The organism is Paucibacter sediminis, assembly GCF_030254645.1.
In the GTDB taxonomy this organism is placed as follows: domain Bacteria; phylum Pseudomonadota; class Gammaproteobacteria; order Burkholderiales; family Burkholderiaceae_C; genus Paucibacter_B; species Paucibacter_B sediminis.
Map to the genome: position 1 here is coordinate 910,001 of NZ_CP116346.1, position 22,830 is coordinate 932,830.

Below are 22,830 nucleotides of genomic sequence, written 5' to 3' on the forward strand. Positions count from 1 at the left end.
CGCCACGTCCACGCGGCTGGACGCGACCAGCACGGCGCGCCCAATGGCGACGCCGCGAGAAACAGGAATGCCAAAGACCTGAAAGCTCATGCGTTGAATGTAGCAGCGTGCCGTCGCACCCGACCCCAGGAACACCCGCGCGCGTGGGCGTGCGGGCGGGTCACGATTTCGTCACCGCTTGGTCACGCCCGCGTCACCGCCGCAGCCGAGCATCACGTTCGTCCAACAACGACAAGGCCGATCATGAGGGATCTCCCTTTGCCGACATTGCCCTTCTCCGAACTGCATGCGCCCCAGGCGCCTCGGAGGTCACTTCCAGCGGGCTCCGCGATGGAATCCCAGGGGCTGGCCCGCACTCGCCTGGACGTGGTCTGGGCGCGCACTGAAGAGGAAGTTCGCCAAGCCCAGCGTCTGAGATACCGGGTCTTCGTGAAGGAGATGGGCGCGCGCCTGAGCGTCCCGCAGGGTGCGCCCGCGGGCCACGACATCGACAGCTTCGACCCCTTCTGCGAGCACCTGCTGGTGCGCACCCTGGACGAGCATGGCCGCCCCGACGAAGTGATTGGCACCTACCGCGTGCTGACCCCGGCCGCCGCACTGCGCGCCGGCGGGCTCTACAGCGAAACCGAGTTCGATCTCACGCGACTGCGCAGCCTGCGTCCGCAGATGGTGGAACTGGGGCGCTCCTGCGTGCACCCCGAGCACCGCTCGGGCGGGGCCATCATGGCCCTGTGGGGCGCGCTGGCCGAATTCATGCTGCGCAACGGGCTCGACACCATGATCGGTTGCGCCAGCGTCAGCATGCGCGACGGCGGCCACTACGCCGCCAGCCTCTGGAAGCAGTTGGAGAAGACCCATCTGGCCGGCATCGAATGGCAGGTGCGCCCGCGCCTGCCCTTGCCGGTGGATGAGTTGCGCCACGACATGAGCGTCGAGGCCCCGCCGCTGATCAAGGGCTATCTGCGCTGCGGCGCGCGCATCCTCGGCCGCCCAGCCTGGGACCCCGACTTCAACACCGCCGACCTGCCCATGATGATGCGCATCGCCGACCTGCCGGCACGCTATCGCCGGCACTTCCTCAACGAGGCCTGAGCCTACTGACCCTCACCGAACTTGTCGTTGACAAGCGCGGTGATGGCGTCCTGGGCCGCCTGCTCGTCCGGGCCCTCGGTCTCCAACTCCACCTGGGCGCCCATGCCGGCGGCCAGCATCATCACGCCCATGATGCTCTTGGCATTCACGCGGCGGCCGTTGCGGCTCATGAAGATCTCGCACTGGAAGGAGCCGGCGAGCTTGGTGAGCTTGGCCGAGGCACGGGCATGCAAGCCCAGCTTGTTGCTGATGGTCAGATTGGACTTGATCATGGACAGGTCAGGAGGACACGTTGGAGACGGTTTGGGCTGACTCGCCCTGCAAGATCCCCTGCTTGCCGCCGTCGGCGGCGCGCTGCAGCAGGGCATCCAGGGGTTCGTGGGCATAGCACAGCGAACGCCACAACATCGGCACGTTCACCCCGCTGAGCACCCGCACATGCCCGCTGGCGTCGAGCAGGCGCTGGGCGCCATTGCAGGGCGTGGCGCCAAACACGTCGGTGAGCACCAGGGCCTCGGCATGACCGCCCGCGGCCAGCAGCGCGCGCGCGCGCGACTCCACCAGCTCGGCCGTCATATCGGGCGTGACGTCGAGCACCGACAGCTGCGGCGCGCAGTTCGGGAAGGTGTGCTCGGCCACCGCCTTGAGGGCGGAGGCCAGCGGGGCATGGGCAATCACGAGCAGACCGGGCATGGCAGGATTATCGGTCCTGCAACTTCACCGAGTTCAGAAAGCTCTCCCAGGCCGGCCCGCCGGCCTGCGGCCCCAGGCGCACCAGCTGGTACACGCGCAGGCCGCGCGCGAACACCGCCACCTCGGCCTGCACGTTCCGCCCCTCAGCCTGGCCGCCACGCAAGGCCTGCGTCAATGCCTCGGAGTTGGGCGTCATGCCCGCCAGAGCGAGCGGCTGCGCCGGCTCCGCCCGCGCATGCAGCTTGGCCGCCAGCGATGCACGCATCTGCGCCAACGCCGGCGTCAACTTTGCGGGCTCGTCCACGTCGGCCCAGGCGAGCGAAAAGCGCGCGCCCTCGGCCATGCAGACGGCCAGCCCCATCTCCAGCGCCGGCTGCCCGGCCGATGCGGCGCGCAAGGGGCGGCTCTCCACCTCGGGCTTGCAGGGAAACAGCAGGCTCAGGCCGGCATGCTCGGGGCGCACCTCGCGCCAGTTGAGTCCGGGGGAGCAGGCCAGCAACGCGCCGGCCAGTGCGAGCAGGGCACAACGGCCCGGCGTCTGGGTAGAGAACGACATGACCGCATTATCCCGGGGCAGGCCGCCAGCGGCCGTACCGCAAAATGCCCCCCATGCAGACACCCGCATCCAATACCGCACTGGCCGGCATACGCGTCCTCGATCTCTCCCGCGTCCTGGCCGGCCCCTGGTGCACCCAGACGCTGGCCGACCTGGGCGCAGACGTTCTCAAGGTCGAACGCCCCGGCACAGGCGACGATACGCGCGCCTGGGGCCCACCCTATCTGAAAACCCGCGAGGGGCAGGACAGCAGCGAGGCCGCCTATTTCCTGGGCGTGAACCGCAACAAGCGCTCGATCGCGATCGACATTGCAAGCCCGCGCGGCCAGGCCCTGATACGCGAAATGGCCGGCAAGGCCGACGTGCTGGTGGAAAACTTCAAGGTCGGCGACCTGGCCCGCTACGGCCTGGATGCCCAGAGCCTGCTGGCCGAGTTTCCCGGCCTGGTGATCTGCTCGGTGACCGGCTTCGGCCAGACCGGCCCCTACAAGGACCGCGCCGGCTACGACTATGCGGTGCAGGGCCTGGGCGGCCTGATGAGCGTGACCGGCGAGCGCGACGGCCTGCCCGGCGGCGGGCCGCAGAAGGTGGGCGTGGCGGTGGCCGATCTGTTCACCGGCATGTATGCCACCGTGGCGGTGCTGGCGGCCTTGCGCCACCGCGATGCCACGGGGCAGGGCCAGATCGTCGACATGGCCCTGCTGGACACCCAGGTGGCGATGCTGGCCAATCTGGGCGCCAACTACCTCTGCACCGGCGTGCCGCCGCGGCGCATGGGCAACGCGCACCAGAACATCGTGCCCTACCAGGTGTTCGAGGCCAGCGATGGCCATGTGATCGTGGCGGTGGGCAACGACAAGCAGTTCGCCAAGTTCGCCGAACTGGCAGGCCACCCCGCATGGGCGGCCGACGCACGCTTTGCCAGCAACGCCGACCGGGTGCGCCACCGCGAGCTGCTGGTGCCCATGATTGCCGACGCGCTCAAGACACGCCCGCGGCAGCATTGGCTGGATGCCATGGAAGCCGCCAAGGTGCCCTGCGGTGCCATCAACGACCTGGGTGAGGTGTTCGCCGATCCCCAGGTCCAGGCCCGCGAGATGACGGTGCCCATGCCCCACCCGCTCAGCGACGGGCTGACGCTGGTGGCCAGCCCGATGAAGCTCTCGGCCACGCCGGTCAGCTACCGGCTGGCCCCGCCGCTGCTGGGCCAGCACACCGAGGAGGTGCTGGCCGAATTCGGCTACGCGCCCGCCGAGATCGCGACCCTGCGCGAACAGGGGGTGATCGCATGAGCAGCAGCATCGTGCTGGTGCATGGCGCCTGGCACGGTGCCTGGTGCTGGCGGCGCGTGCTGGCGCCGCTCTGGGCGGCCGGGCATCGCGTCTTCCCGGTCACGCTGACGGGCGTTGGCGAACGCGCCCATCAGCTCAGCCGGGAGATCACGCTGCATACCCATATCGAGGACGTGGCGCGCGTGATCGAGGCCGAGGAGCTCGACCAGGTGCTGCTGGTGGGCCACAGCTACGCCGGCATGGTGATCACCGGCGTAGCCGACCGCATGGCCGCGCGCATCCGGCGCCTGGTCTATCTGGATGCGGTGGTGCCGCTACCGGGCGAAAGCTGGTCCAGCCGCCACAGCGAGACCACCCAGGCCGAGCGCCGCGCGGCGATTGCCGCCCATGGCCATATCCCCGCGGCAGCCCCCTCGGCCTTCGGCCTGCAGGCCGAGGATGCCGACTGGGTGGCGCGCCGCCAGACCCCGCAGCCCGGCGGCGTGTACGACAGCCCGCTGCACTTCGACGCCCAGCGCCTGGCCGCCCTGCCGCGCAGCTTCATCGACTGCACGGCGCCGGCGCTGGCCACCATCGCCATCGCGCGCCAGCGCGTGCGCGAGCAGCCCGGCTGGGACCTGCACGAGATCGCCACCGGCCACGACGCGATGATTTCCGCGCCGGACGCGCTGCTGGCCATCCTGCTGAAGTTGGCCTGCGCGTGAGGGAGTTCACGAAACCGGGGCCGCATCCCCTGCCCTGAGGAAGTTTCCCCCGAGACGGGGGATGGACGCCCCCAGGCCCCGCCCGGACCATGGCGACCGACCCCGCCGCTCGCCATCGCGGGCGGTCGCTCAACAAGAACAATCCATGCCCACCCCGCCCGCCACCCCGCTTGCTCCGCCCGCTGCCGCCGCCAATGACGTGGCGCAGGGGCCGAGCCAATCTCAATGGGCGGAGATCGTGCAGCAGCTGGGCGCCGAGATCGCCGGGCCGCTGAGCGCAGCGCTGGAGCGGGTGCACAACCTCGTCGTGACCGGCCAGATCGACCGGCAGAGCCTGCGCGCCCTGCGCGACAACGTGGCGCTGGCGCGCGAGACCGGCATGATGGGCCAGCAACTGGCACGGCTGGCCTCGGGCCGGCTGCGGCTCTCGCGCGAACGCGTGCACCTGACCCAGGTGTTGCGCGGCGTGCTGGCGCATCGCAGCCGCGAGACCCAGGCACGCGGCATCCAGGTGCGCCAGGTGCTCAAGCCGGTGGAGATCGTGGCGGATGGCTCGCTGCTGTTCTCGCTGCTGAATGCCCTGCTGGACTGGGCCCTCGCCAGCACGCACTCGTCGATCGACCTGCGCCTGGACCTGACGCCCTGGCCCGCCAAGGCGCGCCTGATGTGCCGCTTCGCGCATCGCTCGCTGGACCTGATCGACGACCCGCGCAAGCAGGAGCTGCCGCCGGCCTTGAATTCGCTGGCCTGGCGCCTGGTGGAGCAGACCGCGCTGACCATGGGCGTGCTGCCGCTGCGCGAGGATGAGGCCGGCATCACGGTGCTGACGCTGGAGTTTCCGCACACCATCAGCGACGAACCTGGCGCCACCCCGCCGGTGCTGGAGAAGGAGCCCGAGCACCAGCCCTCCACCAATTCCAAGCCGCTGGCCGGCAGCCATCTGCTGATCGTCACGCCGCGGCGCGAGCTGCGCGCGCAGATCCAGGACTCGGTGCGACACATGGGCCTGATCATCGACGTGGTCAACAACATGGACGAGGCCACCCAGTTCTGCCTGGAAGGCCTACCGCATGGCATCGTGTTCGAGTCGGCCCAACGCGGCGCAGCCTTCGAGCTGCTGCGCGCCGACGTGCTGCGCGAGGTGCCGGAGTTCAGCTTCGTCGAGGTGCTGGACGAGGACCATGTGACCCAGCTCTCCACCGCCACCAGCGACGGCATGGCACGCATCGCCCGCAAGCACCTCACCGACGCGCTGCCGTCCATCCTGCTGTTCGAACTCTCAAAGTCCCTCTGACGCAGCGGGCCGGCGGCGCTGGCCTACACTGGCGGGGCTATGAAAACCTCTCGCATGCTTGCTTCCGTGGTGATGGTGGCCGCCCTCGGCGGCGCTGCCTGGCTGGGCTACCAGAGTCTGGCCAAGAAGGAGCAGGCCCCCGCGGTGCACTATGTGCTGCTGGACGGCAGCAAGGTCGACTCCAGCGCCTGGGCCGGCAAGGTCGTGCTGGTGAACTTCTGGGCCACCAGTTGCACCACCTGCGTGCACGAGATGCCGCAAATCATCGCCACGCACGAGAAGTTCAAGGCCCGTGGCTTTGACACCGTGGCGGTGGCGATGAGCTACGACCCGCCCGCCTTTGTCGCCAACTTTGCCGAGAGCCGCAAGCTCCCCTTCGGCGTGGCGATCGACAACACCGGCGAGATTGCCAAGCAGTTCGGCCGCGTGCAGCTGACGCCCACCACCGTGCTCATCAACAAGCGCGGCGAGATCGTCAAACGCTATGTGGGCGAGCCCGACTTCGCCGCCCTGCACGGGCTGGTGGAGCAGCTGCTGGCCGAGACCTGATAGCTCAGGCGCCGCTGGCGCCCTGCAGGGCCTGTGCGGCCTGCTTGTCGGCGTGGTAGCTGCTGCGCACCATGGCACCCACGGCGGCGTGGGTGAAGCCCATCTTGTAAGCCTCGGCCTCGAACATCTTGAAGGTGTCCGGGTGCACATAGCGGCGCACCGGCAGGTGGTGCCCGGAGGGCGCCAGGTACTGGCCGATGGTGAGCATGTCGATGTTGTGGGCGCGCATGTCGCGCATCACCTGCAGGATCTCTTCGTCGGTCTCGCCCAGGCCCACCATGATGCCGCTCTTGGTCGGCACGCCCGGCACTTCCTCCTTGAAGCGCTTGAGCAGGTTCAGGCTGAACTCGTAGTCCGAACCCGGGCGCGCTTCCTTGTACAGGCGCGGCGCGGTCTCGAGGTTGTGGTTCATGACGTCGGGCGGCGCGGCCTTGAGGATCTCCAGCGCGCGGTCCATGCGGCCGCGGAAATCGGGCACCAGCACCTCGATCTGCGTGCTGGGGCTTTGCGCGCGCACCTGGCGGATGCACTCGGCGAAATGGCCGGCACCGCCATCGCGCAGGTCGTCGCGGTCCACGCTGGTGATCACCACGTACTTGAGCTTGAGCGCGGCAATCGTCTTGGCCAGGTTCTCGGGCTCGCTGGCATCCAGCGGGTCGGGGCGGCCATGGCCGACGTCGCAGAAGGGGCAGCGGCGCGTGCACTTGTCGCCCATGATCATGAAGGTGGCCGTGCCATGGCCGAAGCATTCACCGATATTTGGGCAGGAGGCTTCCTCGCAGACGGTGTGCAGCTTGTGCTCGCGCAGGATCTGCTTGATCTCGTAGAAGCGCGTGCTGGGCGAACCGGCCTTGACGCGGATCCAGTCGGGCTTCTTCAGCGTCTCCGCCGGCACGATCTTGATCGGGATGCGCGCCGTCTTGGCCTGGGCCTTTTGTTTGGCGCTGGCGTCATAGGCCTCGCCGCTCTTCGCTTCGTGGGTGATGTTCTCGGTCGCCATGACGCCTTGTACTCGTTCCTTCAGCGCACCAGCTGGGCGGCAAGCCGCTCGCCAAAACGCTGGGCCACAGTGGGCCAATCGGTGAAAACGCCAAGTGTAGCGAGGTCCACCGTCCGCAAGCCGGCATAGCCACATGGGTTGATGCCGGTAAAGGGCTGCAGATCCATGGCGACGTTCAGCGCCACGCCGTGGTAGGTGCATTGCCGGCTGACCTTGATGCCCAGCGCCGCCACCTTGCCCAGGCCGCGGAAGGGATCGTCCGGATGGGCCGGCCCGGTGAGCGCGGCATGGGCGCCGGGATCGTCCAGTCGCACATAGATGCCGGGGGCGCCGCTGACGCGATGACCGGTGATGCCAAAGCCCTCCAGGGTCTGGATCACGGCGGCCTCGAGCCGGAACACATACTCGCGCACGAAATAGCCCTGGCGCTGCAGATTGATGAGCGGATAGGCCACCACCTGGCCGGGGCCGTGATAGGTCACCTGGCCGCCACGGTTGGTCTGCACCACCGGAATCTGGCCGGGGTTGAGCAGGTGGGCAGCCTGGCCGGCCAGGCCCTGGGTGTAGACCGGGTCGAATTCGCACAGCCAGATCTCGTCGGGCGTGTCGGGGCCGCGCGTCTCGGTAAAGGCGCGCATCGCCTCCAGAGTGGCCACATAGTCCACGCGGCCCAGGGTTTTCACAATCATGCCGCCATCCTAGCTGGTGCGCTGTAAGGCCCCGGGCCCACCAGGCGACCGAGTTTGAGTTAGCGTTCACCCAGCCACAAAGGATGCCCGATGCGTTTTGCTTTCGCCCTGCTCGCCCTGCTGCTCAACTCCAGCTTGAGCTGGGCCGCACCCGACATCGACGCCGTCATTGCCGCCTACGCGCAGGGCGATCTGAAAGCGGCCGCGCGCGGTTTCGGCGAGCTCTCCAGGCGCGCCGTGCCGCTGGCCGACTACAACCTGGCGATGATGCACATCCGCGGTGAGTTGCCGGCGCCGAGCCTGCGCGAGGCGCGCCGGCTGCTGGAACGCGCCGCCGCCGGCGGCCTGATCCGCGCCGAACTGAGCCTGGGCCAGTTCCACGAGCAGGGCCTGCTGGGCAAGCCGGACCTGCGGCAGGCCAATAGCTGGTACGCGCGCGCCGCCGAGCATGGCAGCGTGGATGGTCAGGTCGCCATCGCCACCGCGCTCTATCTGGGCCGGGGCATTGCCCAGGACCTGGCGGGCGCCGCGCATTGGTATCGCGAGGCGGCCAAGGGCGGCGATGTGGGCGCGCAATACCTGCTCGCCTCGATGTATGAGGCCGGACTGGGCGTGGATCAGGACCTGCGCCTGGCGCGCTACTGGTACGACATCGCCGCGCGCAATGGCGACGATGCGGCACCCTACAAGCTCAAGGAAATCGACGCCAAGCTGGCGCCCGCAAACGAGGCCTGACTTGGGCGCGCGTGGCGCTCAGAGCACCACCTTCACCATCGGATGGGTGGTGAGGGTGCGGTAGAGCTCGTCGAGCTGCTCACGGCTGGTGGCCGTGACGGTGATGGTCAGCCCCAGGTACTTGCCACCCGAGCTGGGGCGGCGCTCCACGGTGGTGCCATCGAACTCGGGGTCGAACTGCTGCGCCACCATCACGATGGCCTCGACAAAACCCTCCACATGCGCGCCCATCACCTTGATGGGAAAGCGCGAGGGATATTCGATCAGCGATTCTTCGGGGGGAATGGGTCGGTTGAAATCCATATTGACCTCAGATGGATTGCATCAGCTTGGCACGCTGATAGGCCTCGTACAGGCGGCCATACACGGGCCCGGGCTTGCCATGCAGGGCGCCATGGCCCACCGGCTCGCGATCCAGCGTGGTGACGGCCAGCACCTCCTTGGTGGCCGAGCTGAGCAGGATCTCGTCGGCGGCAAACACCTCGGCCTCGGAGATCGGGCGCAGGTTGTAGGCGATGCCCACCTCCTCGCACAGCTCGCGCAACAGGTCCACGCGAATGCCTTCCAGCACATGCTCGCTCTTGGGCGGGCCCAGCAGGGCGCCTTCCTTGACGATCCAGACATTGGACGCCGAGGCCTCGGTGAGGAAGCCGTCGCGGAACATGATGGTCTCCAGCGCGCCCTGGTCGGCCGAAATCTGCCGCGCCAGCACATTGCCCAGCAGCGACACGCTCTTGATATCGCCGCGCTCCCAGCGGAAATCGCGCGCCGATACGCAGGCCACGCCATGGTGGCGCTGCTCGGCCGACACTGGCTTCTGCGGGCTGCTGTACGAGAACACGGTGGGCGCAATGTCCTTGGGCATCACATGGTCGCGCGGCGCCACGCCGCGCGTCACCTGGATGTACCACCACTGATCGGGCACGCCCACCTCGGCCACCAGCCGGCGCCCGAGCGCCAGCCATTGCTCGCGGCTGAGCGGGTTGGCGATGCGCAGCTTGGCCAGGCTGCGCTCCAGGCGCGCCAGGTGCTCGTCGAAACGGAACAGCAGGCCGCCATAGACCGGCACCATCTCGTAGGCGCCATCGCCGAAGATGAAGCCGCGATCCATCACCGAGATCTTGGCCTCGGCCAGCGGCGAGTACGCGCCATTCAGGTAGCAGGGGACGTCGGGCAATGCACTCATGAACCACTCCTCTTCGATGCGCCTAGCTTACGCCCGGCACCCGCGGCCAGGCATGCCAAATGCGGCATTACTTGATCCACAGCCTGATCGCATCCCAGGCACGGCCGAAGATGCCGGCCAGCGGCACGGCTTCCTGCACCACCAGGGGCACCTCGGCCACCGCCACGCCGGCGGTGGTGCTGACCTTCAGGGTGCCGACGCGCTGGCCCTTGACCAGCGGCGCCACCAGCGGGTCGGTGCGCTCGACCTGGGTCTGCAGCTTGCCACCCTCGCCGCGCGGCACCGCCACGAACACCGGGCCTTCGGCGCCCAGCTTGGCCTCGGGCACGGCGCCCTTCCAGACCTTGGCGGTGGAGACGGCCTGATCCTTGTCGAACAGGCGCACCGCGTCAAAGGCGGAGTAGCCCCAGTTCAACAGCTTCTGGCTCTCGTTGGCGCGCGCCTCCTTGGAGGCCGTGCCCATCACCACGCTGAGCAGGCGGCGCTTGCCGTTCGGGAAGTCGCGCTGTGCGCTGGAGACCAGGCAGTAGCCGGCGGCCTCGGTATAGCCGGTCTTCATGCCGTCGACGCTGGGGTCGCGCGTCAGCAGCAGATTGCGGTTGTGCTGGCGGATCTTGTTGAAGCTGTATTCGCGCTGCGAGTAATAGGGGTAGTACTCGGGGAAGTCCTTGATGATGTGGCCGGCAATCACCGCCAGGTCACGCGCACTGCTCTTGTGGCCGGGCTCGGTCAGGCCGGTCACATTGGTGAAGCTGGTGTTCTTCAGGCCCCAGGCCTGGGCCTGGCGATTCATCATCGCGACGAACTGCTCCACCGTGCCACCCACGCCCTCGGCCAGCGCCACCGAGGCGTCGTTGCCCGACAGGATGATCATGCCGCGCAGCAGCTCATCGACCTTGGGGCGCATGGTGGTGTCGATGAACATCAGCGAAGGGTCGCCCTTGCGCTCGTCCCAAGCGCGCTTGGAGATGCTCAGCTCCTGCTCCAGCGTGAGGCGCTTCTCCTTCAGCGCATTGAAGACGATGTAGGCCGTCATCAACTTGGTCAGCGAGGCCGGGTCATTGGGCGTGTCGGCATCGCGCTCGGCCAGCACCTTGTGGTTGGCGCTCAGGTCCACCAGCACATAGTTGCGTGCGGCGATCTCGGGCGGCTGCGGTGCTTGTGCATGAACAGCCAGGCTGCCGGCCGCGGCCAGCACAAAGGCGATCAGGGATTTCACTCGGTATCGGAACTACGGGAAAAGCAGGGATGGACGCGGCGCTCAGGCGGGATGCCAGCTGCGCAGCACGATGTTCTTGAGCAGCGGCAGCTGCCCGTGGAAAAAATGCCCCACGCCAGGCACCACGGTGACGGGCAGGCTTTGCGGCCGCGCCCAGTCCAGCACCGCCTGCAACGGCACCACATCATCCACCTCGCCGTGGATCACCAGGGTATCGGCGGGCACGGCAGCGGTATCAAAACGTGAAGTCGCGGGGCCGACCAGGGCGAGGCGCTCGGCGGGCGCGTCAGCGGGCAGGCGCAGGGCCGCCTGCGAGGCCACATAGCCACCGAAGGAGAAACCGGCCAGCGCCAGCGGCAAGCCGGGCTCGCGCAGCGCTGCGATCACCGCCAGCGCATCGTCGACCTCGCCGCGCCCTTCATCCCAGGCGCCTTGCGAGCGGCCGATGCCGCGGAAATTGAAGCGCACCGCGCGATAGCCCAGCTGCACAAAGGCGCGCGCCAGCGTCTGCACCACCTTGTTGTCCAGCGTGCCGCCCTGGGTGGGGTTGGGGTGACAGATCACCACCGTGCCCCGCAAGACCTGCCCCTCGGCCGGCGCGTCGATGGCGCACTCCAGCTCGCCCGCGGGGCCGGCGATCTGCCGGCGTTGAGTGTGCAGATTCACGGCGGCCTCAGCGTCCGACGTGCTCGGGCAGCAGCAGGCGTTCCACCACCTTGCCGTCCTTCAGATGGCTGTCGACGATCTCGTCGATGTCGCTCTGGTCCACATAGGTGTACCAGACCGCCTCGGGATAGACCACCGCCACCGGGCCGCCGGCGCAGCGGTCCATGCAGCCCGCCTTGTTGACGCGCACCCCGCCTGGGCCCGCCAGCCCGGCCGCCTTAACGCGCGCCTTGCAATGGTCGAAACCGGCCTGCGCGCCATGCTGGGCGCAGGCGTTCTCGCCGTTGTCGCGCTGGTTGAGGCAGAAGAAGATGTGGCGCTGGAAATAGCTCATGCGCCGATTGTAGGCAGTGCCTGGGGTCAACCCTGGTTGGCGGGGCTTCCGGGCTCGCGCTGCACCACGCACCACAGCAGCCAGGCCAGCGCCGCGAAGGGCCAGACCCAGCCTATCCACTGCGCCAAGCCGTAGAGGTTGATGAAGCGGCCCTGCTCCCAGGTCTGCAGGCTTTGCAGCAGATAGGGGTCGGAGGGCGCCTCGCTGATGAGGGCGATCAGCGCCGTCAGCACCACCAGGGCAAAGGCCGCATTGGCGCGGCGCGGCGCCAGGCAGGCCAGCAGGCTCAGCAGCACGCCGGTGGCAAGACCTGGCATGGTGGGCGCGGTCAGCCAGGCCCAGGCATGCTGCGGGCCGAAGTTCAGCGCGGTGGACCAGGCCGTCACCAGCACCCCCAGCGCCAGCGCCCCCAGGATCAGCAGGGCGCGGCGCTTGCCCGGTCGCGCCACCGAGAGCGCCAGCAGGCAGGGGCCCAGCAGGCCCAGCGCGATGGCGATCGCCTCGAGCCCCGGCGGCAGGGGCAGCGGCTGCGCGGCCTGCTCCACCGTGATGGCCCAGGGCGTGCCGTCCAGCGCGCTCTCGCTCAATTCGCGCAGGCGCGGCAGCCATTGCCCCAGGCCCAGCGGCACCGGGGCGGGAAACAGCAGGCCCACGGGCCACAGCGCCAGCAAGGCGAGCGCGCCGGCGCTGTGCGGCACGAACCAGCGCTCGCGCCAGCCATGCCAGCGCTGCAGGCCGCCGTGCCGGTGCAACAACCAGCCGCCCAGGCCGCCGATGGCGCCGCCCAGGCTGTTGAGCAGCCAGTCCGCCCGCGAGGGCGCACGGCCCGGCAGGAAGAACTGCAGGCTCTCCATCAGGTAGGACAGCGCCGACAGGCCCAGCACCGCCAGCATGAAGCCCGCGCGCTGCCGCCCGCCACTGCGCACCACCGCCGCAAAGCCGAGCAGGCCCAGCGGCAGGTAGCCCATCACGTTGACCCAGTTGTCGAAGCTGCTCCAGTAGCGCGGCCAGGGCAGGCCGTTCAGCAGGCTCGGCGACCAGCGCCAGGGCCAGAAGGGGTAGAGGCTGGCATAGACGACCAGCAGGGCATAGATCAGCGCCAGCCAGCTGGCCGAGCTGCGTCTGCCCATCTCAGAACGGCTTCACGACCACCAGGATCACCATGGCCATGAACATCAGCACGGTGATTTCGTTGAAGACGCGGAACCAGCGATGGCTGCGGCGATTCGCCATCTGCTCGAACTGCCGCAGGATGCTCCGGCACCAATGGTGATAGCCCACCGCGGCGATCACGCAGGCGAGCTTGGCATGCATCCAGTAGGCATCGGCGCCGCGGCCGATGCCGTAGTACAGCCACAGCACCAGACCCAGCACCAGCGCCGGCACCATCAACAAGGTCATGAAGCTGTAGAGCTTGCGCCCCATCAGCAGCAGGCGTTCGCGCTCGGCATGGCTGTCGGCGGGCACCATGGCCAGATTCACAAAAATGCGCGGCATGTAGAACAGGCCGGCAAACCAGGACGCCACGAAGACGATGTGGAAGGCTTTGATCCAGAGCATGGGCCCATTATGGGCTGCCGCCGCGCCCATCGCCTTGATCCGTACGGACGAAAAAAAGCCCCGGCTATGAAGCCGGGGCGGCAAAGCCTTATCGCTGTCATCACGCTAAGGCTCCTGCTCAGGGAGGAAAAGCAGGGAACGACGCCTTGCGGCTATCATTCGCTGCCAAGTTTAACAGAGCTGTCGCAATCCAGTCTCTACGGGATGTCGCGTAGATCAGCGCAGGATTGCACGCTTGCCCTTCTCAGCCCCCGCTTTTGAGGGGTCAGCCCGCTGGCCCCGTCTGGAGACTCGCTTGTCCCGCCGCCTGCCTAGCCAACTCCCTGCCCCTTATCCCGCCAGCCGCCCGCGCCGCCTGCGCCGCGACGCCTACACGCGCGCCCTGGTGCGTGAACACGCCTTGACGGCCAGCGACCTGATCCTGCCGGTGTTTGTCCATGAGGGCGAGAACCACGCCGAGCCGGTGGCCTCGATGCCGGGCGTGTCGCGCTTGACATTGGACAAGCTGCTGCTCGTGGCCGAGGAATGCGTGCAGCTGGGCATCCCGGTGCTGGCGCTGTTTCCTGTGATCGATGCCAAGCTGAAGGATCCGGAAGGTCTGGAGGCCACCAACCCCGATGGCTTGATACCGCGCGTGGTGCGTGCCCTCAAGGACAAGGTGCCGGGCCTGGGCATCCTCACCGATGTGGCGCTGGACCCCTTCACCAGCCACGGCCAGGACGGCGTGCTGGACGAGCATGGCTACATCATCAACGACCGTACCGTCGAGATCCTGACCCGGCAGGCGCTGGTGCAGGCCGCCGCCGGCGTGGACATCGTGGCGCCCAGCGACATGATGGACGGCCGCATTGGCGCGATCCGCCAGGCGCTGGAAGCGCAGGGCCACATCCACACGCGCATCATGGCCTACAGCGCCAAGTACGCGAGCGCCTTCTACGGCCCCTTCCGCGACGCCGTGGGCTCGAAGGGCAATCTGGGCAAGGCCGACAAGAAGACCTACCAGATGGACCCGGGCAACAGCAACGAGGCGCTGCGCGAGGTCGCGCTGGACCTGGCCGAAGGCGCCGACATGGTGATGGTGAAGCCCGGCATGCCCTATCTGGACATCGTGCGCCGCGTCAAGGATGAGTTCGCGGTGCCCACCTTCGCCTATCAGGTGAGCGGCGAGTACGCCATGATCAAGGCCGCGGCGGCGAATGGCTGGCTGGACCACGATGCGGTGATGATGGAAGCGCTGCTGGCCTTCAAGCGCGCCGGCGCCGACGGCATCCTGAGCTACTTCGCCCTCGAGGCCGCGCGCCTGCTGAAGGCCGGAGCCTGAAGGCCTTGCGGCGCTTCCACCTCAGCGGCGAGCATTTCACCGAGCTCGCCGAGCTGCCCGCCGATCTGCCCGCCGAGGGCTTTGTATGGATAGGCATGGCGCGCGCCGAGTTCGAACGCGAGGTCGGCCGCCTGCAACAGCAGCTGCAGCACTGGACCGGCGCGCAGCTGGTGGACCTGCATGTCTCCGACCTGCTGAACGACCAGCTGCCCTCGCATTTCGACTACACCTCCTGGTACGACCTGATGGTGTTCCGGCGCCTCGCGGCGGTGGCGGGCAGCGAGGAGGCGTTGCAGGCCATCGACACCAGCCCGGTCGGCTTCGCGGTGTTCGACCGCGTGCTGCTGACCGTGCATCCGGACGATTGCCAGGTGCGCGACTTCTTCGCCGAGCGCCTGGGCAAGCTGCAGGAGGGGCGCGACTTCCGCGGCAGCGCCCGCCTGCCCACCAGCCCGGCCGAGTTGATGCTGCGCATGGTCAACCACATGGTGGACAGCTATCTGGAGCTGCGCCGCCTGCTGACGCGCCAGCTCGGCGCGCTGCAGCGGTCGCTGATGGACACGCACGGCCACTTTGACGACTGGCCGACCCTGCTGGCCTCGCGCGATGCCCTGCATCTGCTGGAGGACACCTGCGAGGATCAACGCAGCGCGGTCCAGGAGTGGATCGACTCGCTGGCCGACTGGCCGGTCAACGGCAGCCTGCTGGCCGAGCGCGAACGCGAGCTTCTGCGCGTGCGCTCACGCGATGTGCTGGAGCATGTGGAACGCGTGCTCAGCCATGTGCGGCGCTTGGAGAGTTCGGCGGAGAGCGCGGTGCAGATGCACTTCTCGGCGCTGGGCCACCGCACCAACAGCATCATGCGCACGCTCACCGTGCTGACCGCGATCTTCCTGCCGCTGAACCTGATCACCGGCATCTTCGGCATGAACTTCGACACCCTGCCGCTGATCCACAAGGCCACCGGCTTCTGGATTGCGTTCGGCCTGATGGCGGCGCTGGGCCTGGGCCTGGGCGCCTTCTTCTGGCGCAAGCGCTACCTGGGCACGCAGCGCTGATCAGCGCTTCTGGTAGGGGTCGGCAAAGCCCAGCGCCAGCATGATCTCGGTCTCGCGCGCCTCCATGGCCTCGGCCTCGTCGTCCTCTTCATGGTCGTAACCCTGCGCATGCAGGGTGCCGTGCACCAGCATATGGGCGTAGTGGGCCAGCAGTTCTATGCCCAGCTCGCGCGCCTCGCGTTCCACCACCTCGGCGCAGACCACCAGGTCGGCACCCACCACCGGCTCATGGCTGTAGTCGAAGGTCAGCACATTGGTGGCGTAGTCCTTGGCGCGGTAGTCATGGTTGAGGGCGCGGCCCTCCTCGGCGTCGACGATGCGCACGGCGATCTCGCCGGGCAGTTCCAGCGCCGCGCGTATCCAGCGCATCACCTTGTGGCGCGGCAGCTGCGCGCGATGGCGCGCATCGGCGAACTGCAGCGACAGGCTCAACTCCGGCCGGCTCATCGCTGCCCTCCTGCTTGTACGGCCTCATAGGCTTCGACGATGCGCGCCACCAGCGGATGGCGCACCACATCGGCCGAGGTGAAGCGCGTCATCGCAATGCCCTGCACGCGCGCCAGCACGCGCTCGGCATCGATCAACCCGCTCTGCATGCCCTTGGGCAGGTCGACCTGGCTGGTATCGCCGGTGACCACGCATTTGCTGCCGAAGCCGATGCGGGTGAGGAACATCTTCATCTGCTCGGGCGTGGTGTTCTGTGCCTCGTCCAGGATCACGAAGGCATGGTTGAGCGTGCGGCCGCGCATGAAGGCCAGCGGCGCGATCTCCAGCTGACCCTTCTCGAAGGCCTTGGTAACGCGGTCGAACCCCATCAGGTCGTAGAGGGCGTCGTACAGCGGACGCAGATAGGGATCGACCTTCTGCGTCAGGTCGCCGGGCAGGAAGCCCAGGCGCTCGCCCGCCTCCACCGCCGGGCGCGTCAGGATGATGCGCTGCACCGAGGAGCGCTCCAGCGCATCGACGGCGCAGGCCACCGCCAGAAAGGTTTTGCCGGTGCCGGCCGGGCCGATGCCGAAGCTGATGTCGTGCGCCATGATGTGGCGCAGGTACTGGTGCTGGTTGGGCGTGCGGCCCGCCAGGTCGGCGCGGCGCGTACGCAGCACGATGGCGTCGCCGGCCGGCTTGGCTTCCAGCACGCGCTTGCCGCGCAGCTTCTCACCCAGCTCGCCGGCCGCCTCGACGATGGCGAGCTGCAGGTGCTCGGCCGGGATGGCCTTGCGGGCGCGCTCGTAAAGCGACTCCAGCAAGACCAGGCTGCGCTCGGCCGCGGCCTTGGGGCCTTCGATGCGGAAGGCCTCGCCGCGCCGGCTGATGCGCACATCCATGGCCTGTTCGATCTGGCGCAGATGCTCGTCGAGCATGCCGCATAGATGGGACAGACGGCGGTTGTCTATCGGAGTAAAAACGTGACGGAGAATCAAGGCGGCACTTTCTGGGTGGGTCTGCTCGGTGCAAGCGCTTATTGTCGCCCGAGCCCGCCCGCTCCTCCCGACGCGCTCCGTCCTGCACAATCGCCGCCCATGCACAGTCAGAGAATTCGACGATTTGCCGCCAGCCAGGGCGGCTGGCGCCTGCTCATCAGCGCGCTGCTGCTGCCGCTGCTCCTGCTGGGCCTGCGGCCGGCCCATGCGCAGGAACTGGTGCTGAGGCAGGCCCTGGCCGTGGCCAGCGATGCCGCTGAATTCCCCGCCCATGCTGATGCCGCCGCGGTGCAACTGCCCGACCACTGGGCCAGCAGCCGGCCCGGCTTCAGCGGCGCGGTCTGGTATCGATTCAAGCTGGAAGGCGGGAGCAGCCAGCTGTTGCGCCAGGCGCTCTATATCGAGCAGGTCTGCAGCAACTACCAGCTCTGGGTCAATGGCGTCAGCCTGGTGGCGCGCGGGCGCATGCTCGACCCGATTTCCGAGCGCTGCTTCGAACCGCAGCTGATCGAGCTGCCGCCGGGTCTGCTGCGCGCTGCCGGCAACGTCATCGACATCAAGGTCGCCGGCTATGCCAAGCAGGTGCTGGGCAGCAGCAATCGGGCCGCCAGCCTCTCGGCCGTCGAACTCGGCGAGCTGGAAACGCTGGCCAAGCGGCAGGCGCGGGCCTGGTTCTGGCAACAGACCCTGCCGCTGCAGCTGTCGGCCATGCTGGTGCTGATGGCGCTGACGCTGACCCTGCTGGCGCTGCGCCATGCGCGCGACCAGCACCTGCTGTTCCTGGCCGGGCTGATGGCCTGCTGGGTGCTGTTCTCCAACCGCCTGTGGATCGGCGACATCCCCTGGCCGCGCGCCCTGGTCGAGGTGCTGATCGCCTCGCTGCTGCCGCTGCTGACCCTGTGCGCCGTGCAATACCTGCTGCGCGCCCTGGGCCGCCAGGACAAGCGCATCGACCAGGTCCTGCTGCTGCAGGCCCTCATCGCGCCGACCAGCCTGGCGCTCACGCCGCTGAAGTTCCAGTTCGTCGCGGTGAGCCTCTGGAGCCTGCTGCTGGCGGCGCAGATCCTGGGCGCGCTGGGCTGGCATCTGCGCCAGCAATGGCAGCGCGCGCAGGGGCCGCACAGCCTGCCCAGGCAGGGCAAGCAGCAGCGCCGGCAATGGTGGATCACCACGACCCTGCTCGGGCTGGCGGCGCTCAGCGTGCTGCTGGAGCTGGCCGCCCAGCAATTCCGCGCCCCCGCCGGCGCCAGCCTGACGGCCGTGGTGGTGCCGCTGGTGATGCTGGGCATGGGTCTGCAGGCCGTGCTGGCGCTGGCGCGCGCGCGCCAGGAGGCCGAGGCCATGCAGCACCAGCTGGAGCAGCATGTGCAGGAGCGCGTGGCCGATATCGAGCGGCACTACAACCAGATGGCCGAGCTCAAGCTGGAGCAGGTCACCGAGCGCGAGCGCAAGCGCATCGCCGCCGACCTGCACGACGACCTTGGCGCCAAGCTGCTGACCATCGTGCACACCAGCGAGTCGGACCGCATCTCCACGCTGGCGCGCGAGGCGCTGGAAGAGATGCGGCTGTCGGTGCGCGGCCTCACCGGCAAGCCCGTGCAGCTGCTGGATGCGCTGGGCGACTGGCGTGCCGAGGTGGTGTCGCGGCTGGCGCAGGCCAACATCCTGGCGGAATGGAAGGCCCCGGCCGAGGACATCGTCCACACCCTGCCGGCGCGCGCCTATGTGCAGACCACGCGCATCTTCCGCGAGGCGGTCAGCAATATCATCAAGCACAGCGGCGGCACGCATTGCGTGGTGAGCTGCAGCGTCGAGGACGGCTATTTCATCGTCGTCATCCAGGACAACGGCCAGGGCATCCCGATGGAGCTTGACGGCCGCCTGGACCGCGGCCACGGCATGGCCAGCATGAAGGCGCGCGCCAAGCAGATGCATGGGCAATGCCTGGTGGAATCCGGCCCGGGCTGGGGAACCGTGATCCGCCTCACGATTCCCCTCTGATCAGCGCAGGCGTAAGCTTCATTGCCTAGGCGAAGCTCCGATAAACGACTACCGTAGGCCTCCAGCGTGCTGATCGCGCGGCCTAACCATTGCCAGAGAAGAACGCCATGAACCACATCCTCCTGCTCGAAGACATCCCGGAAATCCGCGCCTGGCTGAAGGCCCTGGTCAAACAGGTGTTCGCCAATGCCGTGATCACCGAATGCTCGCGCGTGCAGGATGCGCTGGCCCAGGTCAACAGCCAACGCTTCACCCTGGCGCTGCTCGATCTGGGCCTGCCCGACGGCTCGGGCGTGGACGTGATCGCGGCGCTGCGCGAGAAGCAGCCCGAGGTGCAGTCGGTGATCGTGACCATCCACGACGACGACGAGCATCTGTTCCCGGCCCTGCAGGCGGGCGCCTTCGGCTATCTGCTGAAGGAACAATCACGCGAGTTGCTGGTCGAGCAGCTGCAGCGCATCAGCCAGGGCGAGCCACCGCTGTCGCCCTCGATCGCGCGCAAGGTGATCGCTTATTTCGCGGCGCAGCGACGGCCGCAGGCGGCGGCGCAATTGCACGAGGTCTCGCTCACCGATCGCGAGACCGAGGTGCTGCTGCGCGTGGCCAAGGGTTACACACTGCCGGAGATCGGCGTGCAGCTGGGCCTGTCGCGCCACACCATTGCCGACTACGTGAAGCAGATCTACCGCAAGCTGAACGTCTCTTCGCGCGCCGAGGCCGCCCTGGAGGCGCAGCGCCTGGGCTTGTTCGGCAGAAACTAGCCGCGGCCCTGCCGCCCCTGATAATGGGGCGATGATTGGCAGACTCAGCGGCGTCATCGCGGAAAAATCGCCCCCGCTCGTACTCGTGGATGTGCAAGGCGTCGGCTACGAGGTCGACGTGCCCATGAGCACCTATTACAACCTGCCAGGCATCGGTGAGCGCACCACCTTGCTGACGCATTTCGTGGTGCGCGAGGACGCGCAGGTGCTGTTCGGCTTTGCCAGCAGCGAGGAGCGCGCCACCTTCCGCCAGCTCATCAAGATCAGCGGCATCGGGCCGCGCATGGCGCTCTCGCTGCTGTCGGGCCTGAGCGTGGCCGAACTGGCCCAGGCGGTCGCGCAGCAGGAGGCCGGCCGGCTGGTGAAGGTGCCCGGCATCGGCAAGAAGACGGCCGAACGCCTGCTGCTGGAGCTCAAGGGCAAGCTGGCGCCGGACCTGAGTGGCGGCAGCGCCATGCGCGCCGAGAACGACAACCAGGCCGACATCCTGCAAGCCCTGGTGGCCCTCGGTTACAGCGAGAAGGAAGCCGGCAGCGCCCTCAAGGCCCTGCCCAAGGAGGTGGGCGTGAGCGAGGGCATCAAGCTCGCATTGAAATCACTGTCGCGCTAAGCCATGAGTATCCAGACCGACGATTTCGGCAGCATCCCGGCGCAGCGCGTGGTGAGCGCTGCCCCGACCTCCCCCAACGAGGAGGCCATCGAACGCGCCCTGCGTCCCAAGTGGCTGGACGAGTATGTGGGCCAGAGCAAGGCGCGCGAACAGCTGGAGATCTTCATCAGCGCGGCCAAGAAGCGCAGCGAGGCGCTCGACCATGTGCTGCTGTTCGGGCCGCCCGGCCTGGGCAAGACCACACTGAGCCACATCATCGCCGCCGAGCTGGGCGTGAACCTGCGCCAGACCTCGGGTCCGGTGCTCGAAAAGCCCAAGGACCTGGCCGCCATCCTCACCAATCTTGAGAAGAACGATGTGCTCTTCATCGACGAGATCCACCGGCTTTCACCGGTGGTGGAGGAGATCCTGTACCCCGCGTTGGAGGACTACCAGATCGACATCATGATCGGCGAAGGCCCGGCGGCACGCTCGATCAAGCTGGATCTGCAGCCCTTCACCCTGGTGGGCGCCACCACGCGCGCCGGCATGCTCACCAACCCGCTGCGCGATCGCTTCGGCATCGTGGCGCGGCTGGAGTTCTACACCCCTGCCGAGTTGCAACGCATCGTGACGCGCTCGGCCAGCCTGTTGAACGCGCCCATGGATCCGGACGGCGCGCTGGAAATCGCGCGCCGCTCGCGCGGCACCCCGCGTATCGCGAACCGGCTGCTGCGCCGCGTGCGCGACTATGCCGATGTGAAGGGCAACGGCCAGATCAGCAAGGGCATTGCCGACAAGGCGCTGGCCATGCTGGACGTGGACCCGCAAGGTTTCGATCTGATGGACCGCAAGCTGTTGGAGGCGGTGGTGCACCGCTTCGATGGCGGGCCGGTCGGTCTGGACAATGTGGCCGCGGCCATCGGCGAAGAGCGCGACACCATCGAGGACGTCATCGAGCCCTACCTGATACAGCAGGGCTTCCTGCAGCGCACGCCGCGCGGCCGCATCGCCACGCTGGCGGCCTTTCGCCACCTGGGCGTGGCGCCGCCCAAGTCCATGGGAGATCTGTTCGAGTAGCCCGCCGCTGCCGCCTCGGCAATAAAAAAAGGCGCCCCGAGGGGCGCCTTTCTCACATCCGATCCGGAGATCAGAAGTTGTGGCGGATACCAGCAGCGAACGACGAGAAGTCGCCAGCGTTGTTCAGCGTGTTCTTGGTGTCGATGGCCGTGTAGTAGCCATACACCTTGGTGCGCTTGCTCAGGTTGTAGTTGTAGCCCAGGGTCCACTGGTTGGCCTTGTTGGCTTGGTTGGCACCGGCTTGCGTGCCGCCGAAGTTCGCGTGGAACTCCGAAGCACCCAGGGTGTACATACCGGCCAGACGCCAGATGTTGCGCGACTTCTTGACAGCAGCGTCGTTGGTTTCACGTTGGACGTAGCCGCCCAGGGTGATGGCGCCCAGCTCATACAGAGCGCGAGCAGCGTACTGGCTCTGCTTGTCTTGCTTGGTGTAGCCAGCGCCCAGGTGCAGAGGGCCTTGGTCGTAGTTGACCGAACCGTCGAATGCACGCTTCACGCCAGGAGCGCCTTCGCCAGCAGCCACAGCCAACTCGGTCGAGAAGCCGCCGGCGCTGTAGAAGTAGCCCACCTTGTTGGCGGTCGGGAAGGGGCCGCCGTACAGCGCGTCGCTGGACGAACCGGTGTCGTGGTTGTGCATGCTGACGTAGTCAGCAGTGGCGTAGTACGAACCCGGGGTCCAACGGCCCAGACGCACGGCGCCGAAGGCACCAGCGATCTGCACCGAAGCCTCACGGCCCCAGAAAGCAGCAGTGCCACCGGTGGCAGCGCCGTTGTCGGAGTTGAAGCCGTGCTCCAGATCGAACGAAGCCTTCAGGCCGCCGCCCAGATCTTCCACGCCCTTGAAGCCGATGCGCGAGGAGTTGTTGGCAACCACAACCTTGCGGCCTTGGTTGTCGACCTTCTGGCTTTCAACGGTGGTGTTGACGCGGCCATACAGGGTGACCGAGCTTTGTGCGAATGCGGGTGCGGCGATGGCTGCGAGTGCAGCGACGAGAGCAATCTTCTTCATCATTTGCCTTTAAGAGTT

General features: G+C 67.7%; 28 protein-coding genes (1 of these 28 running past the window's edge). 12 read left to right on the plus strand and 16 right to left on the minus strand.

Annotated elements, in window-relative coordinates:
* Positions 1-90, minus strand: the beginning of a protein-coding gene (ptsP, locus tag PFX98_RS04160; protein ID WP_285233909.1) for a phosphoenolpyruvate--protein phosphotransferase. It extends 1,692 nt beyond the left edge of the window; only the first 90 of its 1,782 coding nucleotides appear in the window; the start codon lies at positions 88-90; the stop codon falls past the left edge of the window.
* 153 nt (positions 91-243) lie between these two features.
* On the opposite strand from ptsP, the gene PFX98_RS04165 reads away from it, so the two are divergent.
* On the plus strand, positions 244-1,092 hold the full coding sequence (locus PFX98_RS04165) for a GNAT family N-acetyltransferase (protein ID WP_285233910.1): 849 nt from the start codon (positions 244-246) through the stop codon (positions 1,090-1,092).
* A 2-nt stretch (positions 1,093-1,094) separates the two neighbouring features.
* On the opposite strand, the gene PFX98_RS04170 is transcribed toward PFX98_RS04165, so the two are convergent.
* The 3 genes from PFX98_RS04170 to PFX98_RS04180 are packed head-to-tail and all read right to left on the minus strand — an operon-like array spanning position 1,095 to position 2,341.
* Complete coding sequence (locus tag PFX98_RS04170; RefSeq protein ID WP_285233911.1) at positions 1,095-1,364, minus strand: HPr family phosphocarrier protein; 270 nt, start codon at positions 1,362-1,364, stop codon at positions 1,095-1,097.
* A gap of 7 nt (positions 1,365-1,371) precedes the next feature.
* Entirely contained in the window at positions 1,372-1,785 is a 414-nt protein-coding gene (locus PFX98_RS04175; RefSeq protein WP_285233912.1) for a PTS sugar transporter subunit IIA, read from the minus strand.
* A gap of 7 nt (positions 1,786-1,792) precedes the next feature.
* A complete protein-coding gene (locus PFX98_RS04180; protein WP_285233913.1) occupies positions 1,793-2,341 on the minus strand; it encodes a hypothetical protein in 549 nt (182 codons plus the stop codon).
* A 53-nt stretch (positions 2,342-2,394) separates the two neighbouring features.
* Between PFX98_RS04180 and PFX98_RS04185 the strand changes: the two genes are divergently transcribed.
* From PFX98_RS04185 to PFX98_RS04200, 4 genes are all read left to right on the plus strand, one after another.
* Complete coding sequence (locus PFX98_RS04185) at positions 2,395-3,633, plus strand: CaiB/BaiF CoA transferase family protein (protein ID WP_285233914.1); 1,239 nt, start codon at positions 2,395-2,397, stop codon at positions 3,631-3,633.
* A complete protein-coding gene (locus tag PFX98_RS04190) occupies positions 3,630-4,337 on the plus strand; it encodes an alpha/beta fold hydrolase (protein WP_285233915.1) in 708 nt (235 codons plus the stop codon). Before PFX98_RS04185 ends, PFX98_RS04190 begins: the two co-directional genes overlap by 4 nt.
* 145 nt (positions 4,338-4,482) lie before the next feature.
* Positions 4,483-5,631: a hypothetical protein gene (locus tag PFX98_RS04195; RefSeq protein WP_285233916.1), complete on the plus strand. Its 1,149-nt coding sequence runs from the start codon at positions 4,483-4,485 to the stop codon at positions 5,629-5,631.
* Positions 5,632-5,670: 39 nt separating this feature from the next.
* The gene (locus PFX98_RS04200; RefSeq protein ID WP_285233917.1) at positions 5,671-6,180 is read left to right on the plus strand and encodes a TlpA family protein disulfide reductase; all 510 of its coding nucleotides are present in this window, start codon (positions 5,671-5,673) and stop codon (positions 6,178-6,180) included.
* Between the two features lie 4 nt (positions 6,181-6,184).
* Here PFX98_RS04200 and lipA read toward each other — a convergent pair whose 3' ends face one another.
* Both lipA and lipB read right to left on the minus strand, forming a co-directional pair.
* The gene (gene lipA / locus PFX98_RS04205) at positions 6,185-7,180 is read right to left on the minus strand and encodes a lipoyl synthase (RefSeq protein WP_285233918.1); all 996 of its coding nucleotides are present in this window, start codon (positions 7,178-7,180) and stop codon (positions 6,185-6,187) included.
* A 20-nt stretch (positions 7,181-7,200) separates the two neighbouring features.
* Positions 7,201-7,869, minus strand: coding sequence for a lipoyl(octanoyl) transferase LipB (gene lipB, locus PFX98_RS04210; RefSeq protein ID WP_285233919.1), 669 nt, complete (start codon positions 7,867-7,869; stop codon positions 7,201-7,203).
* A gap of 90 nt (positions 7,870-7,959) precedes the next feature.
* On the opposite strand from lipB, the gene PFX98_RS04215 reads away from it, so the two are divergent.
* Complete coding sequence (locus PFX98_RS04215) at positions 7,960-8,604, plus strand: tetratricopeptide repeat protein (protein WP_285233920.1); 645 nt, start codon at positions 7,960-7,962, stop codon at positions 8,602-8,604.
* Positions 8,605-8,622: 18 nt separating this feature from the next.
* Here the strand turns inward: PFX98_RS04215 and PFX98_RS04220 are convergent, their stop codons facing one another.
* The 7 genes from PFX98_RS04220 to PFX98_RS04250 all read right to left on the minus strand — a co-directional run bounded on the left by PFX98_RS04220 (position 8,623) and on the right by PFX98_RS04250 (position 13,569).
* Positions 8,623-8,907 (minus strand): DUF493 family protein, encoded by a 285-nt coding sequence (locus PFX98_RS04220; protein WP_285233921.1) that lies wholly within the window; start codon positions 8,905-8,907, stop codon positions 8,623-8,625.
* A gap of 7 nt (positions 8,908-8,914) precedes the next feature.
* Positions 8,915-9,790 (minus strand): D-amino acid aminotransferase, encoded by an 876-nt coding sequence (locus PFX98_RS04225; RefSeq protein WP_285233922.1) that lies wholly within the window; start codon positions 9,788-9,790, stop codon positions 8,915-8,917.
* A 67-nt stretch (positions 9,791-9,857) separates the two neighbouring features.
* On the minus strand, positions 9,858-11,009 hold the full coding sequence (locus PFX98_RS04230; RefSeq protein WP_425334662.1) for a D-alanyl-D-alanine carboxypeptidase family protein: 1,152 nt from the start codon (positions 11,007-11,009) through the stop codon (positions 9,858-9,860).
* Between the two features lie 42 nt (positions 11,010-11,051).
* Positions 11,052-11,675: an alpha/beta hydrolase gene (locus PFX98_RS04235; protein ID WP_285233923.1), complete on the minus strand. Its 624-nt coding sequence runs from the start codon at positions 11,673-11,675 to the stop codon at positions 11,052-11,054.
* A 7-nt stretch (positions 11,676-11,682) separates the two neighbouring features.
* Entirely contained in the window at positions 11,683-12,009 is a 327-nt protein-coding gene (locus tag PFX98_RS04240; RefSeq protein WP_285233924.1) for a (2Fe-2S) ferredoxin domain-containing protein, read from the minus strand.
* 26 nt (positions 12,010-12,035) lie between these two features.
* Positions 12,036-13,139, minus strand: a complete 1,104-nt coding sequence (locus PFX98_RS04245; RefSeq protein ID WP_285233925.1) for a VanZ family protein — start codon at positions 13,137-13,139, stop codon at positions 12,036-12,038.
* 1 nt (position 13,140) lies between these two features.
* Complete coding sequence (locus tag PFX98_RS04250; protein WP_285233926.1) at positions 13,141-13,569, minus strand: CopD family protein; 429 nt, start codon at positions 13,567-13,569, stop codon at positions 13,141-13,143.
* Between the two features lie 307 nt (positions 13,570-13,876).
* Here PFX98_RS04250 and hemB point away from each other — a divergent pair, with 307 nt between their 5' ends.
* Positions 13,877-14,890: a porphobilinogen synthase gene (gene hemB / locus PFX98_RS04255; protein ID WP_285235533.1), complete on the plus strand. Its 1,014-nt coding sequence runs from the start codon at positions 13,877-13,879 to the stop codon at positions 14,888-14,890.
* Positions 14,891-14,895: 5 nt separating this feature from the next.
* The gene (locus tag PFX98_RS04260; protein WP_285233927.1) at positions 14,896-15,948 is read left to right on the plus strand and encodes a magnesium transporter CorA family protein; all 1,053 of its coding nucleotides are present in this window, start codon (positions 14,896-14,898) and stop codon (positions 15,946-15,948) included.
* On the opposite strand, the gene ybeY is transcribed toward PFX98_RS04260, so the two are convergent.
* Positions 15,949-16,395, minus strand: a complete 447-nt coding sequence (ybeY, locus tag PFX98_RS04265; protein ID WP_285233928.1) for an rRNA maturation RNase YbeY — start codon at positions 16,393-16,395, stop codon at positions 15,949-15,951.
* Positions 16,392-17,372, minus strand: a complete 981-nt coding sequence (locus PFX98_RS04270; protein ID WP_285233929.1) for a PhoH family protein — start codon at positions 17,370-17,372, stop codon at positions 16,392-16,394. Before PFX98_RS04270 ends, ybeY begins: the two co-directional genes overlap by 4 nt.
* A gap of 99 nt (positions 17,373-17,471) precedes the next feature.
* On the opposite strand from PFX98_RS04270, the gene PFX98_RS04275 reads away from it, so the two are divergent.
* From PFX98_RS04275 to ruvB, 4 genes are all read left to right on the plus strand, one after another.
* On the plus strand, positions 17,472-19,373 hold the full coding sequence (locus PFX98_RS04275) for a sensor histidine kinase (RefSeq protein WP_285233930.1): 1,902 nt from the start codon (positions 17,472-17,474) through the stop codon (positions 19,371-19,373).
* A 107-nt stretch (positions 19,374-19,480) separates the two neighbouring features.
* The gene (locus PFX98_RS04280) at positions 19,481-20,134 is read left to right on the plus strand and encodes a response regulator (protein ID WP_285233931.1); all 654 of its coding nucleotides are present in this window, start codon (positions 19,481-19,483) and stop codon (positions 20,132-20,134) included.
* A 31-nt stretch (positions 20,135-20,165) separates the two neighbouring features.
* Positions 20,166-20,744: a Holliday junction branch migration protein RuvA gene (gene ruvA / locus PFX98_RS04285; protein WP_285233932.1), complete on the plus strand. Its 579-nt coding sequence runs from the start codon at positions 20,166-20,168 to the stop codon at positions 20,742-20,744.
* Positions 20,745-20,747: 3 nt separating this feature from the next.
* On the plus strand, positions 20,748-21,803 hold the full coding sequence (gene ruvB / locus PFX98_RS04290) for a Holliday junction branch migration DNA helicase RuvB (RefSeq protein ID WP_285233933.1): 1,056 nt from the start codon (positions 20,748-20,750) through the stop codon (positions 21,801-21,803).
* 70 nt (positions 21,804-21,873) lie between these two features.
* Here the strand turns inward: ruvB and PFX98_RS04295 are convergent, their stop codons facing one another.
* Positions 21,874-22,812, minus strand: a complete 939-nt coding sequence (locus tag PFX98_RS04295) for a porin (protein WP_425334689.1) — start codon at positions 22,810-22,812, stop codon at positions 21,874-21,876.
* Positions 22,813-22,830: the final 18 nt, after the last annotated feature.